The 15121-nt window shown below is 62.2% G+C and carries 11 protein-coding genes; 5 read left to right on the forward strand and 6 right to left on the reverse strand.

Annotated elements, in window-relative coordinates:
- Positions 1 to 40: 40 nt before the first annotated feature.
- The 3 genes from ACIQWP_RS11200 to ACIQWP_RS11210 all read left to right on the forward strand — a co-directional run bounded on the left by ACIQWP_RS11200 (position 41) and on the right by ACIQWP_RS11210 (position 3260).
- Positions 41 to 1516 carry a YcjX family protein gene (locus ACIQWP_RS11200; RefSeq protein WP_402786418.1) on the forward strand — a complete coding sequence of 492 codons (1476 nt, stop codon included), beginning with the start codon at positions 41 to 43 and terminating at the stop codon, positions 1514 to 1516.
- Complete coding sequence (locus tag ACIQWP_RS11205) at positions 1513 to 2604, forward strand: YcjF family protein (RefSeq protein ID WP_402786421.1); 1092 nt, start codon at positions 1513 to 1515, stop codon at positions 2602 to 2604. Before ACIQWP_RS11200 ends, ACIQWP_RS11205 begins: the two co-directional genes overlap by 4 nt.
- 104 nt (positions 2605 to 2708) lie before the next feature.
- A complete protein-coding gene (locus ACIQWP_RS11210; protein WP_402786424.1) occupies positions 2709 to 3260 on the forward strand; it encodes a hypothetical protein in 552 nt (183 codons plus the stop codon).
- A 68-nt stretch (positions 3261 to 3328) separates the two neighbouring features.
- Here ACIQWP_RS11210 and folK read toward each other — a convergent pair whose 3' ends face one another.
- From folK to folP, 3 genes are all read right to left on the reverse strand, one after another.
- A complete protein-coding gene (gene folK, locus ACIQWP_RS11215) occupies positions 3329 to 3847 on the reverse strand; it encodes a 2-amino-4-hydroxy-6-hydroxymethyldihydropteridine diphosphokinase (RefSeq protein WP_402787565.1) in 519 nt (172 codons plus the stop codon).
- The gene (gene folB / locus ACIQWP_RS11220; RefSeq protein ID WP_402786427.1) at positions 3840 to 4211 is read right to left on the reverse strand and encodes a dihydroneopterin aldolase; all 372 of its coding nucleotides are present in this window, start codon (positions 4209 to 4211) and stop codon (positions 3840 to 3842) included. The genes folK and folB overlap by 8 nt, the downstream gene beginning before the upstream one ends.
- Before the next feature lie 61 nt (positions 4212 to 4272).
- Positions 4273 to 5142 (reverse strand): dihydropteroate synthase, encoded by an 870-nt coding sequence (gene folP / locus ACIQWP_RS11225; protein ID WP_402786430.1) that lies wholly within the window; start codon positions 5140 to 5142, stop codon positions 4273 to 4275.
- Positions 5143 to 5234: 92 nt separating this feature from the next.
- Here folP and ACIQWP_RS11230 point away from each other — a divergent pair, with 92 nt between their 5' ends.
- Complete coding sequence (locus ACIQWP_RS11230) at positions 5235 to 5846, forward strand: DUF922 domain-containing Zn-dependent protease (protein WP_402787568.1); 612 nt, start codon at positions 5235 to 5237, stop codon at positions 5844 to 5846.
- Positions 5847 to 6302: 456 nt separating this feature from the next.
- On the opposite strand, the gene ACIQWP_RS11235 is transcribed toward ACIQWP_RS11230, so the two are convergent.
- Positions 6303 to 6623 (reverse strand): 2Fe-2S iron-sulfur cluster-binding protein, encoded by a 321-nt coding sequence (locus ACIQWP_RS11235; protein WP_402786433.1) that lies wholly within the window; start codon positions 6621 to 6623, stop codon positions 6303 to 6305.
- Positions 6624 to 6772: 149 nt separating this feature from the next.
- A complete protein-coding gene (locus tag ACIQWP_RS11240; RefSeq protein WP_402786436.1) occupies positions 6773 to 7141 on the reverse strand; it encodes an Hpt domain-containing protein in 369 nt (122 codons plus the stop codon).
- 493 nt (positions 7142 to 7634) lie between these two features.
- On the opposite strand from ACIQWP_RS11240, the gene ACIQWP_RS11245 reads away from it, so the two are divergent.
- Complete coding sequence (locus ACIQWP_RS11245; protein WP_402786439.1) at positions 7635 to 14528, forward strand: hypothetical protein; 6894 nt, start codon at positions 7635 to 7637, stop codon at positions 14526 to 14528.
- Positions 14529 to 14659: 131 nt separating this feature from the next.
- On the opposite strand, the gene ACIQWP_RS11250 is transcribed toward ACIQWP_RS11245, so the two are convergent.
- Positions 14660 to 14986, reverse strand: a complete 327-nt coding sequence (locus ACIQWP_RS11250; protein WP_402786442.1) for an RcnB family protein — start codon at positions 14984 to 14986, stop codon at positions 14660 to 14662.
- Positions 14987 to 15121: the final 135 nt, after the last annotated feature.

Genomic DNA, 15121 nt, shown 5'->3' on the forward strand with positions numbered 1-15121 from the left:
CCCTATATTCACGGTCACGCTGCCATCCAGGGACCTCGCCTTGCCCCCAAGCCTGACCTCTTTTACCGACGACGCTCTGATCGCCTTTGACAATCTTGCCGATCGCGCCGCCGGCCTCGTCAACCCGACAATCCGTCTGGGCGTCACGGGCCTCTCCCGCTCGGGCAAGACCGTCTTCATCTCCTCGCTGGTGCATAATCTCCTGAATGGCGGCCGCCTGCCGCTGTTCGAGCCGGTGCAATCCGGTCGCGTCTCCGCCGTTCGCCTCGAGCCGCAGCCCGATGACGCGGTGCCGCGCTTTCAGTATGAGGATCATATTCGCGCGCTGGTCAAAGACCGCATCTGGCCGGATTCGACGCGGGCGATCTCCGAGCTGCGCATCACGCTGGATTACCAAAGCGCCAGCGGCTGGAACCGCCTGTTTTCGCCCGGGCGCCTGTCGATCGACATCGTCGATTATCCCGGCGAATGGCTGCTGGACCTGCCGCTGCTCGCCAAGGATTTCCGCACCTTCAGCGGGGAAACCCTGGCGCTCGCGAATACCGGCATTCGCGCCGAACTCTCCCGTCACTGGCTGGTGATGACGGAAGCGGCCGATATCGCCGCGCCTGCGGATGAAATGAAGGCACGCGACCTCGCGACGGCCTTCGCGGACTACCTGAAAGCCTGCAAATCCGACGAGCGCTCGCTCTCGACGCTGCCGCCCGGCCGTTTCCTCTTGCCGGGCGATCTCGACGGCTCACCTGCCCTCACCTTCGCGCCGCTGAAGCTGCCGCCTGAGGGCAATGCGCCTAAGGGATCGCTATGGGCGATGATGGAGCGGCGCTACGAGGCCTACAAGACCGTCGTCGTCAAACCCTTCTTTCGCGAGCATTTCGCCCGCCTCGACCGGCAGATCGTTCTCGTTGACGCCCTGCAGGCCATCAATCGCGGCCCGGAGGCGGTTCAGGATCTGGAGCGCGCGCTGACCGACGTGCTGGCCTGCTTCCGCCCCGGCACCAACTCGCTTCTCTCCTCTCTGCTCGGCCGCCGCATCGACCGCGTGCTGGTTGCCGCCACCAAGGCCGACCATCTCCATCATGAAAGTCATGATCGGCTGGAGGCACTGACGCGCCGTCTCGTCGACCGCGCCATAGAGCGCATCGGTATGGCGGGTGCCGGCATCGATGTCATGGCCATCGCCTCGGTGCGCGCGACCCGCGAGGCAACCGTGACCCGCGACGGACAGATCCTTCCCGTCATCGTCGGCACACCGATGGACGGGGAAACCATTGCCGACGAGATATTCGACGGCAATCGCAAGACGGCGGTCTTCCCCGGCGACCTCCCGGAAAATCCCCGCTGGCTGTTCGAAGCCCTTGAATCGAATGGGGCTAAGGTCAATCTGCCCGAGGTGAATGTCGTGCGGTTCCGCCCGCCGGAGCTGGACGAAACCGGCGAAGGCATCAAGCTTTCGGTGCCGCATATCCGCCTCGACCGCGCCATGCAGTTCCTGTTCGGAGACCGTCTCGCATGACGAAATCGACCGAAAACGAGCCGAACGGCAACCGACGCCCCGCCGCTTTCACGCTGGAACCGGAGGGCTCCAGAAAAGAGGCGAGCACAAAGGCTGTCTCGCCCGTGATACGCAAGCCGCAGAGCTTCGGCACCGACATCGTGCTCACGCCCGACGCGGAAGATCCATTCATCAATCCGGCCCTCGGCGGTGATTCGGACGGAAACGCCATTGCCAAGCCTCGCCGCAAGGGATTTTCCTTCGGCAAGGTGGCGCTCGGCGCGCTCGGAATCCTGGTGTCGCTCGCCTTTGGCCTCTGGACGGATCAGCTCATTCGCGATCTGTTCAGCCGGGCCGACTGGCTCGGTTACACTGCCGTTACGGTCGTTGCCGTCGGCATTCTGGCCGTGCTTGCCATCGTCATCCGCGAGACGGCGGGAATCATGCGGCTCGCCGCCGTGCAGACCATCAAGGCCGAGGCGGAAGCCGCCATCGTCGAGACCCGACCGGCCCGCGCCAAAGCGCTGGTCAAGCGTCTCTGCACCCTTCTGGAAGCGAACCCTGATACGGCAAAAGGCCGGGCGACCCTAAAGGCGGCGGAAGACGACATCATCGATGCGCCGCAGCTGATCGACCTCGCGGAACGCGAGCTTCTCGGCCCATTGGACCGCCGGGCGCGAGCGCTGATTCTCGGCGCTTCGAAGCGAGTTTCGGTCGTGACCGCCGTCAGTCCGCGTGCCCTCGTCGATATTCTCTACGTCCTCTATGAAGCGGCAAAACTGGTTCGCTCCATGGCCGAACTCTATGGCGGCAGACCCGGCACGCTCGGCATGGTCAGGCTGATGCGCGATGTGATCGCCCATCTCGCCGTCACCGGCTCCATCGCCGTCGGCGACAGCATTGTCCAGCAGTTGATAGGCCATGGTCTGGCATCGAAACTGTCCGCTCGCCTTGGCGAAGGCGTCGTCAACGGCATGATGACGGCGAGGATCGGGATAGCGGCGATGGATCTCTGCCGGCCGCTTCCGTTCAAGGCGCTCAAGCGGCCGGGCATCACCGATTTCGCCGGCGACCTCACGCCGAACGTCACGGGCCGCAATCCAGCGTGATGACCTGCAAATTAGGGACTTTGACGCTCCGGAAACCAAGCATTAACCATTCTCGGGCAAAAGTGACAACCAGTTTCACGGTCTCGCCTCGCTAGGGAATGTCCATGTTTTCGCGTCGATTTCTTCTTGTAAGCAGCCTTGCCGCCGCAGCCATCACCACCGGCGTCTGGGCGCAATCAGCCGACGCGGCACCCCGCGACAAGGCCTTCTTCCAGTCGATATCAGGCACATGGAGCGGCCCTGGCGAAATCGTCGCCGGCAAGTACAAGGGCACGAAATTCACCTGCAACCTGACGGGCAAGCCGTCTGACAACGGCAATGCGGGCGTCAAGCTTGACGGCACCTGCCGCGTCGGCGTCTTCCAGCAGCCGATGTCTGCCGAAATTACGCAGAGCGGCGGTTCCTACAGCGGAAAGTTCCTGGATGGCGCAGCCGGCAAGGGCCTCGACGTCACGTCAGGCACGGTCAACGACAACACCGTCGTCCTCGGACTGAACCGCCAGAAGTTGAACGGCGCCATGATCGCCCGCGTTCCCGACAGCAAATCGATGAACGTCACCATCTCGGTGAAGGTCGGCGAACAGATGGTGCCGGTCATCGGCGTTACCCTGAAGCGCGCCGACGTCGACCAGATGGCCGTCGGATCGATCCAGTAAGTCTCATACCTCAATTGATAAAAAGAGAGGCCGGCAAGCTGCCGGCCTCTCTTTTTGTGTAACTGAGCTCAGGCTGTCCGCCACCAGTCGCGGTCTTCGTCCGCGATCTCGATGCCTTCAACATCGACATCTCGCAACCATTCGCTGATGGCACGGCCCTTCACCACAAGGCCGGAGGCAAAATCGGCAAGCGGCATCAGAACGAAACCACGTTCGACCATTCGCGGATGCGGAATGGTGAGCAGCGGTTCGGCCTGTTCCAGATCTCCATAGGTCAGAACGTCGATATCGATCGTCCGCGGCCCCCAGCGCTCGATCCGAACCCGCTTCATCTGCCGCTCTATATCGAGGCACACTTCGAGCAGCTCCTCCGGCGCCAGCGTGGTGTCGATGGCCGCACAGGAATTGTAAAAGAAGGATTGGTCGGTCTTGCCCCAGGGCGGCGTGCGATAAAGCCGCGACACCGAGACTATCTGGCAATCGGCGCGCTGATCCAGCGTCCGCAAGGCGAGCGCCATGGCACGGACCGGATTATCCAGATTGCCGCCCAGACCGAGCGTCGCCCGCACTGATACACCTTCAGGCAAAATGCTCAACGCTCACCTGCACGTAATCGAGGACACCCGGAACCGGGGCATTGGGCTTGCGCACCGTAATCTTGGCGCGTCGGATACTCGGAAAACGCCGGCATAGCCCCTTTGCCACATCGAGCGCCAACGCTTCGATCAGATAGCGGCGGCGTCCAGTCACGATCTCCTCGATGACGGTGAAGGCGATACCGTAGTTGACGGTATCGTCGATCGAATCGCGCTCGAGCGCGTCGCCGGCTTCGACATCGAGCTCGGCATCGACGAAAAAGCGCTGGCCGAGGAATTCCTCCTCGTCATGAACGCCGTGTCGGGCAAAGAAGGCGCAATTCTGCAGGGTAATAGTATATGTCACAGCGCTCATGGCGTCTCTCCGTTTCGAACAGGCACGATCGGGTCTGAAAACCGCTCCCTGGGTTCGAGCATTATGCTTTAAGTCTCGCGCGTGTCCTGAGAATAGCATCCGCAACCGCCAGCGCGTCCCTGTTGATTGCGACATTATGCACGCGGAATATCGCGGCCCCCTGCAGTCGCAGGATCGCGCTGGTGGCGGCCGTGCCGACATCGCGATCTGCCGCGTCGCGACCCGTTATCGTGCCGACGAACCGTTTGCGCGAGGTGCCGACCAATAAAGGCAGCTCGAAACGCAGCAGGGCATTGAAACGTGCCATCAGCTCCAGATTCTCCTCGGCATTCTCCTTGGCAAAGCCAAAGCCTGGATCGAGCACGATAGTCTGCCTGTCGACGCCGGCCGTTGCGGCGATCTCCAGGGAGCGATTGAGAAAGAAAACCTGATCGCCGATCACGTCAGGCAGCTTCTGCCGGTCACGGCCCGTATGCATGATGCAGAGCCCGGCACCCGTTTGCGCCGCCACCGCTGCAATATCAGGTTCGCGTTGCAGACCGAAGACGTCGTTGACGATATGCGCGCCCGCCCCGATCGCCAGCCGCGCCGTATCGGCACGATAGGTATCGACCGAGATCAGCGCGTCGGTCTTGCTGCGCAAGGCTTCGATGACGGGCAGCACCCGCCCCTGCTCCTCGCTGGCATTGACGGAGGCAGCACCTGGCTTGGTTGATTCGCCGCCAATATCGATGATGCCGGCACCTTCCTCGACGCAAGCCAGCGCATGGGCAACCGCCGCATCGACGGCTTCATAATGCCCGCCGTCGGAAAAGGAATCCGGCGTCACATTGACGATAGCCATGATGACGCTCCGCCCACCGAGCTCGATGCTCCGGCCATGCGCGACATGCCATATTTGGCTGCGAAGTTCCGTCACGAACCGTCCCATCCCATTGAAAAGGAAAAAACCTTGCGCTTGATATTGCGCTCACAGTGGCTATGCCGCAAGGTTCACGGAAGTTCAACATGGTAGCGACACGAATGCCGCTTGCATCCCATAAGTTCAGTCTTTCTTGTGCCTTGCTGCTCGTGTTCTGCCTACCCGGCGTCGCCGATGCCGAGGTTATCGCCCGCAAGTCCATTTCCTATTTCGACATCAAGGGCAACACCGCCGACGAGCTCGACGCAGCCCTGAACCAGCGCGGTCCCCTGGCCATGGGGTCCAGCAGCCACCATCCCGGCGCAACGAAAATCCGCTTCGGCGGCAATGCGACCTATAGCGAAGCGAACGGGCGCTGCCGCATTTCCGACGTCAAGATCACGGTGGATACGGAAATCATCCTGCCGCGCTGGCGCGACCGGCGACATGCCACCAAGCAGCTATCCATGATCTGGAACACATTAGCCGCCGATATCCGTCGCCACGAGGATCGGCATGTCGAGATCGCTCGCCAGCATGCGCGAGAAATGGAACGGCAGATCCTGTCTTTGCCATCCGCCAGCAATTGCGATGCGCTCCAGGATAAGGCCAACGAAGTGACCGAGCGGGAAACCGCACGGCACGATGCCGATCAGGCACGTTTCGACCGCATCGAAGCGATCAACTTCCCCAGCCGGATGCAGAGGCTGCTCCACTATCGTAGCCGGCAATAGGTCGCGAAGCCGCCATTCCGCCCTGATGGCGACAGAGCAAGCGTCAATTGTGGGAAAACGGTCACTATATCCTGTGAATCGTCTGATCTCGTCGCTCTTTGAACTTTACGAGAATCTGAAATAGGTTTTTCCTATCAATTACAGAGACAAACGCACTGGTTGATTCGAACATTGCCGGGCGAGTGTCGCAAAAGGACCAGTTTGAGTACCTGCGGCGGCGGGTTTTTTCGCTCTTCGGCGCAGTTGGGGTTTGTTTTTTAAAGCATGCGCTAAGTTGTTCTCCTGGCGCGTCCTCAAGCCGCAGGTGTTTCCTCCCTTGCCTGTGGTGATGCGCCCGCCTCGCCTCGCTCGCTGCACCAGCTGAGCGGGGCATCTTTTTGGGCGCTGGACGTTCGACGAGATTTTCCACCGATATCGGCAACGGATCAGCAGCGGCTGCACGCTGGAGACGAGGCGTCAGGCCTGGCGCTCCGGCACATGCACGACGAGCCCGTCGAGCGCGCTCTTCATCTTGATCTGACAGGAGAGCCGCGAAGTCGGGCGCACGTCGAAGGCGAAGTCGAGCATGTCTTCTTCCATGGCTTCCGGGCTGCCGACCCTTTCGGTCCATTCCTCGTCGACATAGACATGACAGGTGGCACAGGCGCACGCGCCGCCGCATTCCGCTTCGATGCCGGGAACGGAGTTGCGCACGGCATTTTCCATCACGGTCGAGCCCTCGTCGACATTGAGGTCAAAGCGTGTGCCGTCGAAGGCGACGATGGTCAATTTGGTCATGTGGGTGAATTCCGATATTTCGTGAATGAAGGACGATCGGAATTTTACTTCCAACAAATCGCTGGGGCAGTCAACATTTGCGCCGCCGAAACGGTTGCACCCGTCTGGCGGCGCAAGGATGCGCTTCGGTTATTTTTGAACGGATCGGTTCAGCGCGAAAGCTTCAGAATGAAGTTTTCGGCCTCGATGACGCAGCTGGTGACCGCCGCCATGCGTGCGGCATCGCCGATATTGCTTTCCAGCGCTCCCGCCGCATCCGCCACGCGGAAAGCGCCGACGCTGCTCGCGGCGCCCTTCAGCTTGTGCGATGCTGCCTCTATGCGCTTGGGATCGCCGCTGCCGATCTCCTGCAGGCACGAACGAGCCTGCCGTGCGAACATCTGCAGCACCTCGACTTCGAGCGCCTTGTCGCCCATCGTCTGCTTGCCGAGATGAACGAGATCGATCGCCCGCTCCCGCGATGGGGCCGCGCCCCGCGAATTGTCCGGAGATTCAAACGCGATGTTCAAAGCTGCCATGTGCCAATGCTCTCGTCTTTTATCTATGACTGTTTTAGGAACCTGCCGCATAGTTGCGGCCCGGGCATGGCCATCCAGTTAAATTTTGGCACATTGAGGGCCGAAAACTCCGGACATGGTTAACGTGCGTTAAACATGCTCAAAATCTTGGCTTTTCATGGCTTTGAACAGGCAAACAGGGTTAATGGCGCCTTAACGATCCACTGTCTTTAAGGTGGAATTAATTGTCATGACTGGGGGAATGTGTCACTACGATACTAGTAAATTGGGTAGATGGCACATGCCTTTGCCCAGGAAGTGGATGATGGTAATGTTTTCATAACATCCGTTTGAAAAACCAGTTATCCACCCTGAAATGTAATGGGAAATCCAAGCTCGGTGTTGACCGAAGGCGGAGGACCCCACGGGAGGCAGGGTTCGTCTTTTCCGGACGCGGCGGAATTATCGGAAAAGGCACGGCAAGCCCGAGTGAGTTGTAACGAGGCGTAACCGCATGGCGAACAAAAAGTACATCGAGTCGGTCGAGGACAAGGCCTTTCAGGCATTGGACGAAGCTTTGCAGATCGATTTCAGTGACGAGAGCTTGGAGTCTCGCAGCGGCGCTACGCCCGATGTCCCGGAGCAAAAAGTGTCTGAACCGCCGAAACAGCCGATAAAGCAGACCAGGGATGATACCGCCCGCAAGAATGGTGGCGCCCGCAGCACCGCCGCCCCCGCCGCCCCGCCCCGTCCTGCCGAGGCGCCGAAGAGCCCGAACCTTGCGGCCGCCAATGACGGCAGCCGGGCGAGCTCCGCAAGCATATTGAGGGCGCTCGACGGAGCCTCCCAGAGCCATGCGGTGCGAAACGCCACGATCTTTTCGCTATTTTGGATCATCGGCGGCGCCGGCCTCGCCTTCATGCTTTACGGCACCCAGATCCGGAATATCCACTCGATCGCGGATCTTGCCGCCCTGCCAGGCGTCATCGCCTGCATCGTCGGCATCGTCGTTCCGGTACTGCTCTTCTATGCTTTCGGCATGATGATTTCGCGTGCGCACGACATGCGCAACGCGGCCCGCTCCATGGCGGAAGTTGCCCTGCGCCTCGTCGAGCCGGAAACGATCGCGTCCGAGCGCATCATGACCGTCGGCCAGGCCGTTCGCCGCGAAGTCTCGGCGATGAACGAAGGCATCGAGCGCACCATTGCGCGCGCCACCGAGCTTGAGACCCTCGTCCACAGCGAAGTCAATGCGCTGGAGCGCAGCTACGCCGACAACGAATTGCGCGTGCGCGGCCTCGTCCATGAGCTGGGCACCGAGCGCGACGCCATCGTCAACCACGCCGAGCGGATACGCTCGTCGATCGCCGGCGTCCACGATCAGATCAAGGAAGACCTGTCGCTGGCGACGGAAGAAATCGCGGTGCGCCTCTCCACCTCGGGCGAAGCCTTCGCATCGATGATCGATACGCGCGCAGCCGCCCTGATGGAGAAGTCGGATTCCGCCGTCCAGGCCCTTGGCACTCTGCTTGCCGCCAAGACCGACAACCTGCTGCAGAACCTGAATGCCTCGGGCCTCGCTCTCAGCCACGAATTCGATACACGCCTGGAATCCCTGTCGTCGACCCTTGCCGACCGCGGCAAGGAGCTGCTCGGCCAGTTCGAAACCCGCGCCTCGACGCTCGATGCGAACACCGAGAAGCTGAACTCCGCGCTGAACGAACGTGCGCGCCAGCTCAACGAAACGCTGGTTGCGCGTACCCGTGAAATCAGCGAAAGCCTCACCGGCGGCGAGCGGTCTATTACGGGCACGCTTGACAATGTTCTGTCCCGCCTCAACACCGCGCTCGACGAAAAGGGCGCAACCTTCCGTCAGAGCCTGCAGTCGACGGCCGATGACGCGATCATGGATATCGACCTGCGCTCCGGCTTCTTCGACGAGCGTTTCCAGTCGACGATCGCACAGCTTTCGACGGCCTTCGACGAACGCGTATCGGAATTCACTTCGGCCTTCGACAAGCGCGCCGGCAGCCTGGACACCAAGCTTTCTGAAAGCCTTGCCCGCATCAACCAGTCGCTCGGTAGCAATTCGGACGCGCTGGAAGGCATCCTGACGTCAAGCATCGACCGCCTGGGTTCGCATCTGACCGACCAGTCCTTCGCACTGGCAACGACGCTGGCAACCGGCCAGGAAGTGCTGGAAAGCGCGATCGGCTCCAGGGCGAACGAGATCACCGCCGCGCTGCAGAACGCAACGACAGGCATTTCCTCCGCCCTGACTTCGGGCACGAGCGAATTCAACACCACGCTTGCCTCACATGCCGGCGCCTTCACCTCGGCCGTGCAAGGCGTTACGCGGGAGGTCTCGACCGCGCTGCAAAGCGGCACGGAAGAGCTCACCTCGGCCTTCACCGGCCGCGCCAACGAGATCAACAATACGCTCTCTGCCCGCACGAGCGAGATCACCCAGGCGCTCGGTTCCGCGCACGAACGCGTCGATGCCGTCATGGCGGCTCGTAGCAACGCCTTGTTCGGCGCTCTGGCCGACAACCAGTCCCGTTTCGAGCAGACGCTTGCCGAGCGTTCGGAAGCGATTACCAGCGCGGTCAGCGGCTCCCACGAACATCTGACCGCCGCCCTCGACGAGCGCACCTCCATGCTCGCGATTTCGCTGGCCGAGAGCCAGCTCCGCCTGGAAAACACGCTCGCGAGCCGCGCCGATGCCATCAACACCGCCATGGCCGATACCCATGGCAAGCTGGCCGATACGCTCGACGACAAGACGATGGCGCTTGCCATTGCGCTTGCCGAGAGCCAATCCCGCCTGGAAGACACCGTTTCCGGGCACGCCGAACATGTTGCCGGCACGCTGGATGCCAAGACCAAGGAATTGGCGCGTGCGCTTGCCGAAGGTCAGGCTCGTCTGGAAAACACCGTCTCCGGTCATGCCGAAAGCGTCACCAACGCCCTCGACGACAGAACGATGGCGCTCGCCATCGCGCTTTCCGAGAGCCAGGCCCGTCTGGAAGAAACGGTTGCCGGTCACGCCGACCGCGTCGCCGATACGTTCGAAGGCAAGACCAGTGCCCTCGCCGCCGCGCTGACCTCCGGCCAGTCTCGCCTTGAAGAAACCCTCGCCAACCGCGCCGAGGCGATCATCAAGGCATTTGCGGGCAACCATAATGCTTTGACCGAAGCGCTCGACGACAGAACGATGGCGCTCGCCATTGCGCTCAGTGAAACTCAATCGCGCCTGGAGAGCACTATTGCCGGGCACGCAGAAAGCGTTGCGAACACCTTGGACGACAAGACGATGGCATTGGCCATTGCTCTTTCCGAAAGCCAGGCCCGCCTTGAAAACGCAGTTTCCGGCCATGCGGAAAGTGTCGGCAACACGCTGGACGACAAGACGATGGCGCTCGCCATCGCGCTGTCGGAAGCTCAGGCCCGTCTTGAGGATACCGTCTCCGGCCACGCCGAACGCGTTGCCGATACGCTCGACGGCAAGACCAGTGCCCTCGCTGCCGCGCTGACCTCCGGGCAGTCACGTCTCGAGGCGACGCTTGCCAACCGCGCCGAGGCGATCAACAACGCATTTACCAGCAACCACAATGCTCTTGCCGACGCACTTGACGACAAGGCGATGGCTCTTGCCATTTCGCTCTCCGACACCCAGTCGCGGCTCGAGGATGCCGTATCGAACCGACTGGACGCACTCTCCGAAACCGTTGCCGGCACCCACGACAGGATCGTCAACAGCCTGGACGACCGGACGATGGCGTTGGCTATCGCCCTTTCGGAAAACCAAGCGAAGCTCGAAGACACTCTTACCAATAGCGCCAAGGCCATTGCCCACACCGTCACCAGCGGCCATGAAGCACTGACCAACACGCTCGACGACAAGAGCATGGCCTTTGCAATTTCGCTCGCCGAAAACCAGAACCGCTTCGAGAGCACTCTGGAAGAGCGCGCCAACGCGCTTCTCGATAGCGTCTCCGGCGCGGAATCCCGCGTCGCCGGCGCCTTTGGCGACAAGGCGGATGCTATCCGCGCCGCCTACAGCGAGAATCAGGCTCGCCTTGATCGCTCGCTGACCGCGCATACGGACGCCCTGTCCGAAATGCTCGGCAGCAACAGCGATCGCGTCGAGACCGTGCTCGGCAGCACCACTCGCCAGCTCGAAAACACCCTCGGTGCCGGTCTGTCGCAGATGGATCAGAACCTCGCCTCGGCCTATGAGCGCATGCGCTCGACGCTGGAAGACCGCAGCAGCGCCATCAACCTTGCTCTGCGCGACGCCCATGCGCAGATCGACAACACGCTGATGGAACAAGCGACCGCCATCGGCACGTCGATCGCCACCAGCGCCAGCATGCTGGAGATGTCGCTCGAAGATCGCGAGGCTTCGCTGCGCCAGACCATCGACACCAGCGCACGGACTCTGGAAGAGCGCCTGAACAGCGGTGCGGGCGATATTGCCGGCCGTATCCAGCAGGCCGCCGGCGACATCGCGCGCTCGGCCGAGACCTTCTCGTCCAACCTCAACCAGTCGATCGACGGCATGACCAACCACTTTGCCGAGACCGGCTCGCGGGTGGAAGCCAGCCTGTCTGCTCTTGAAAACCGTATCCACGAAGGCGTGACCGGCGTTGCCGCCCAGGTCGATGCCGCCGGCAATCGCCTCTCCGATACGCTGGCGACCGGTGCGGCAAGGATCGACGACAGCGGTAGCCACGCCTCGGCCCGCATCGAAGAGCGCCTTTCGACCATGGATCGCGCCCTCAATGTCGGCCTGGAAGCCGTCAACCGCACGATCGAAGGCAAGGCCGCCAATCTCGCCACAACGCTGCGCACAGCAGTGGCCGATGCCGCTCAGGGCATGGACACCGAAGCGACGCGCACGGCCGATCTGCTTGCCAATACCGGCCAGCAGTTCGCCGAAAACCTCGGCGGCCACAGCGATGCCTTCGCTCGCGCCATGACCGAGCGCTCCAATGATCTCGTCAACCGCGTCTCGGAAACGCAGAACCGGTTGGCAAGCCAGGCTGCGGCCGTCGCCCAGACCTTCTCCGAAGCAGGCAATGCGATCGTCAACAAGGTCGCCGAAGCCGAGGGCCTCGTCAGCAATCAGGTCAATACGATCTCGCAGGCCCTGTCTTCGGCGGAACAGTCGCTGGAAGCGCGCGGTGCCGCCATTCGCAACACGCTGACCGGTGGCAGCGAACAGATCGCCTCCACCATGGCTCAGGTCGAGCGCGCACTCGACGAGCGCAGCACGGCGATCCGCACATCGCTGGAAGAGCGTGCCCGGGAAATCGACGCCACGCTTACCGACGTCGACAAGGCGCTGGAAGCACGCGGCTCCTCAATCCGCACCTCGCTCGACGAGCGCACCCGCGAGCTGAACTCGATGCTCGCCGGACGTTCGACCGAGCTGTCGCGCCTCATCGACGAAAAGGCCCGCCCGATCGTCGACCGCTATGCGGCAACGGGTCAGGAAGCGGCAGCCCTCATCTCGGCGGCGGCTCAGGAAAGCACGGAGCGCCTGCGCGCCGAAAACACCGCCCTCATCAACGCGATCTCGTCGCGCACCGAGCATGCGGTCAGCACGGTCAGCGCGCTCGAAAACAACCTGCTTGCGAGCGTCAACGGCATCATCGCCCGCCTGGCGGACAACAACTCGGCGATCGCCGGTCTGCTGTCCAACGCGGCGACCGAATTCGCAAACGTCGACGATCGCCTGACAGCAACCTCGACACGCTTTGCCGAGTCCGCGGCCAAGGCCGGCGAGATGGTTTCGGCGTCCAGCCGCCTCCTCGAAGGCAAGGTCGACAAGCTGTCGGAAATCACCGGCCAGACCCTGTCGCAGGTCGGCAGCATCGTCGGTCGCTTCGACGATCATTCCAAGGTGCTGTCGCAGGCCTCCCAGCTTCTGGGCGCTGCCCAGTCGAACCTCGTATCGACGCTGGAAGAACGCGAAACGGCACTGCAAAACCTGGCAGTCGGCCTCGTTCAGCGCTCGGAAGAGATCGAGAACACCATGCGTGCCCTTGGCTCGATGGTGGAAACAGCCTTCGACCGCGCGGAGCAGCGCTCGAACCAGGTCACCGGCAATCTGCGCCAGAGCGTGCAGTCTTCCTTCGCCGATATCGGCCGGGTTCTCTCCGACGCCGAGAAGCGCGCCGAGGATGCGGCGGAAAACATGCGTGGGGCATTGAACAGGGCCGGCGAGGAAGCGAGCCAGGCTGTCGAAAGCACATTCGCCAATGCCGAGCGCCGTTCCGGCGATCTCACCAATCGCCTGCGTGGTGGCCTGACGGCTTCGCTCTCCGAAGTCGAGCAGATGCTCGCCGATGCCGGGAAGACCTCCGACACGGCCGCCGAGCAGCTGCGCGAAACCTTGCGCGTCGCAGTCGATGACGCCATCGGCCGCTTCGCCGGTGCGACGGACGAAATTCGCCGCTCGGCCGGCGATATCCGCCGCGAACTCGACCTGACCCGCAGCGAGCTGAAGCGCGGTGCCTTTGACCTTCCGGAAGAAGCAAAGGAAAGCGCCGCAGCCATGCGCCGCGCCGTCGCCGAACAGATCAAGGCCCTGCAGGATATCTCCCAGATCGTTGGCCGCTCGACACAGCAGCTGGAGATTTCCGAGCCTACAGCCCGCGCTCTGGTCGATGCGCAGCCCGCCCCGCGCCCGCAACCCGCAGCACCTGCGCCTGCCCCGGCAGCCGTCGCGTCGCGGCCACACCAGCCCGCTCCGCAACAGCCCGCTCCACAGCAACCTGTTGCCCAGCGGCCCGCTCCGCAACCGCAGCCGCAGCAGCCCTCGATCGAGTCCCTCGGCTTGCGTGGATCTATCCCGGCAGAGCGTCCGGCGGCTCAGCCGCAGCGTCCGGTCGAGACGGCAGCGCCCGCTCGCCAGGAAGCAGCCGGCGGCGGCTGGATCAGCGATCTGCTGCGCGGCGCTTCGCGTGATGAAAACGCCGGCCTGCAGCCGGCCCGCCAGACGGCGCCGAAGGCACCGGCGGAACAGGCACCTGCTCCCGCTGCGCGCAATCCGCGCCATGTGGTGGAGTCGCTAAACTCGCTCTCGGTCGATATCGCCCGCGCCATCGATCATGACGCCTCGGTCGATCTGTGGCGCCGTTATCAGCGCGGCGAGCGCGACGTGTTCACCCGCCGCCTCTACACGCTCAAGGGTCAGCAGACCTTCGACGAAATCAAGCGCAAGTACGACCGCGAGCCGGAATTCCGCACCGCAGTCGATCGCTACATCGCCGACTTCGAAAAGCTGCTCACGGACGTCGCTCGCACCGATCGCGACAAAACCGTCACGCAATCCTATCTCACCTCGGATACCGGCAAGGTCTACACGATGCTGGCCCACGCCGCTGGCCGCCTGAGCTGAGACAGACAACAAATCAAAAACCCCCGGCATTTCTGCCGGGGGTTTTTGAGTCAAGGCGTTCCCTACCTTTGACGGCATGAAAAAGGGCGGCCTTGCCGCCCTTGCTTTATTTGGCGATGCCCCCGGCCGAATTACCGAGCCTCATGTACCTTCGAGATCAAGCCGCTGGTAATACCGACAAGCAGGAAGTTGTTCTTGATGCGAACCCAGTGATAACCGCGCGGCGGTGCTGTCAGCTTATACGCACCGTAGTCGATCTCGACGGCACGGCGCCGATCGGAAGCCGACAGGCGACGGCCCTTGACCCAGCCGCCCTTGCGGATAACGACCTTCTTCTTCACCACCTCCTTCTGGACGACAGCCTGCTTGGCCGCTGGTGCCGGCTTGACTTGAGCCGTCGCGGCAAGCGGCGTCGCCAGGATGGACGCAGCAAGAAGGACGGTGAAGATTTTTCTCATTGGTTGTTTCCTCATTTCAGAATCTGCGCGCGAACTTATCGTGACAGACATGAAACGAATCTGACAGTCGAATTACAATTCCGTAATGGAGACGATAGAGCCCGGCGGGATTGGCTTGCCGATCATGACACTCTC

The organism is Rhizobium sp. NPDC090279 (assembly GCF_044769665.1).
Classification (GTDB): Bacteria; Pseudomonadota; Alphaproteobacteria; order Rhizobiales; family Rhizobiaceae; genus Rhizobium.

Bases quoted from the DNA above. Each gene is read 5' to 3' on its own strand.
- folP (WP_402786430.1), bottom strand. From the start codon at position 5,142: ATGGGACGGTTCGTGACGGAACTTCGCAGCCAAATATGGCATGTCGCG.
- folB (WP_402786427.1), bottom strand. From the start codon at position 4,211: ATGAGCGCTGTGACATATACTATTACCCTGCAGAATTGCGCCTTCTTT.
- ACIQWP_RS11245 (WP_402786439.1), top strand. From the start codon at position 7,635: ATGGCGAACAAAAAGTACATCGAGTCGGTCGAGGACAAGGCCTTTCAG.
- ACIQWP_RS11250 (WP_402786442.1), bottom strand. From the start codon at position 14,986: ATGAGAAAAATCTTCACCGTCCTTCTTGCTGCGTCCATCCTGGCGACG.
- ACIQWP_RS11235 (WP_402786433.1), bottom strand. From the start codon at position 6,623: ATGACCAAATTGACCATCGTCGCCTTCGACGGCACACGCTTTGACCTC.
- ACIQWP_RS11205 (WP_402786421.1), top strand. From the start codon at position 1,513: ATGACGAAATCGACCGAAAACGAGCCGAACGGCAACCGACGCCCCGCC.
- ACIQWP_RS11240 (WP_402786436.1), bottom strand. From the start codon at position 7,141: ATGGCAGCTTTGAACATCGCGTTTGAATCTCCGGACAATTCGCGGGGC.
- ACIQWP_RS11210 (WP_402786424.1), top strand. From the start codon at position 2,709: ATGTTTTCGCGTCGATTTCTTCTTGTAAGCAGCCTTGCCGCCGCAGCC.
- ACIQWP_RS11230 (WP_402787568.1), top strand. From the start codon at position 5,235: ATGCCGCTTGCATCCCATAAGTTCAGTCTTTCTTGTGCCTTGCTGCTC.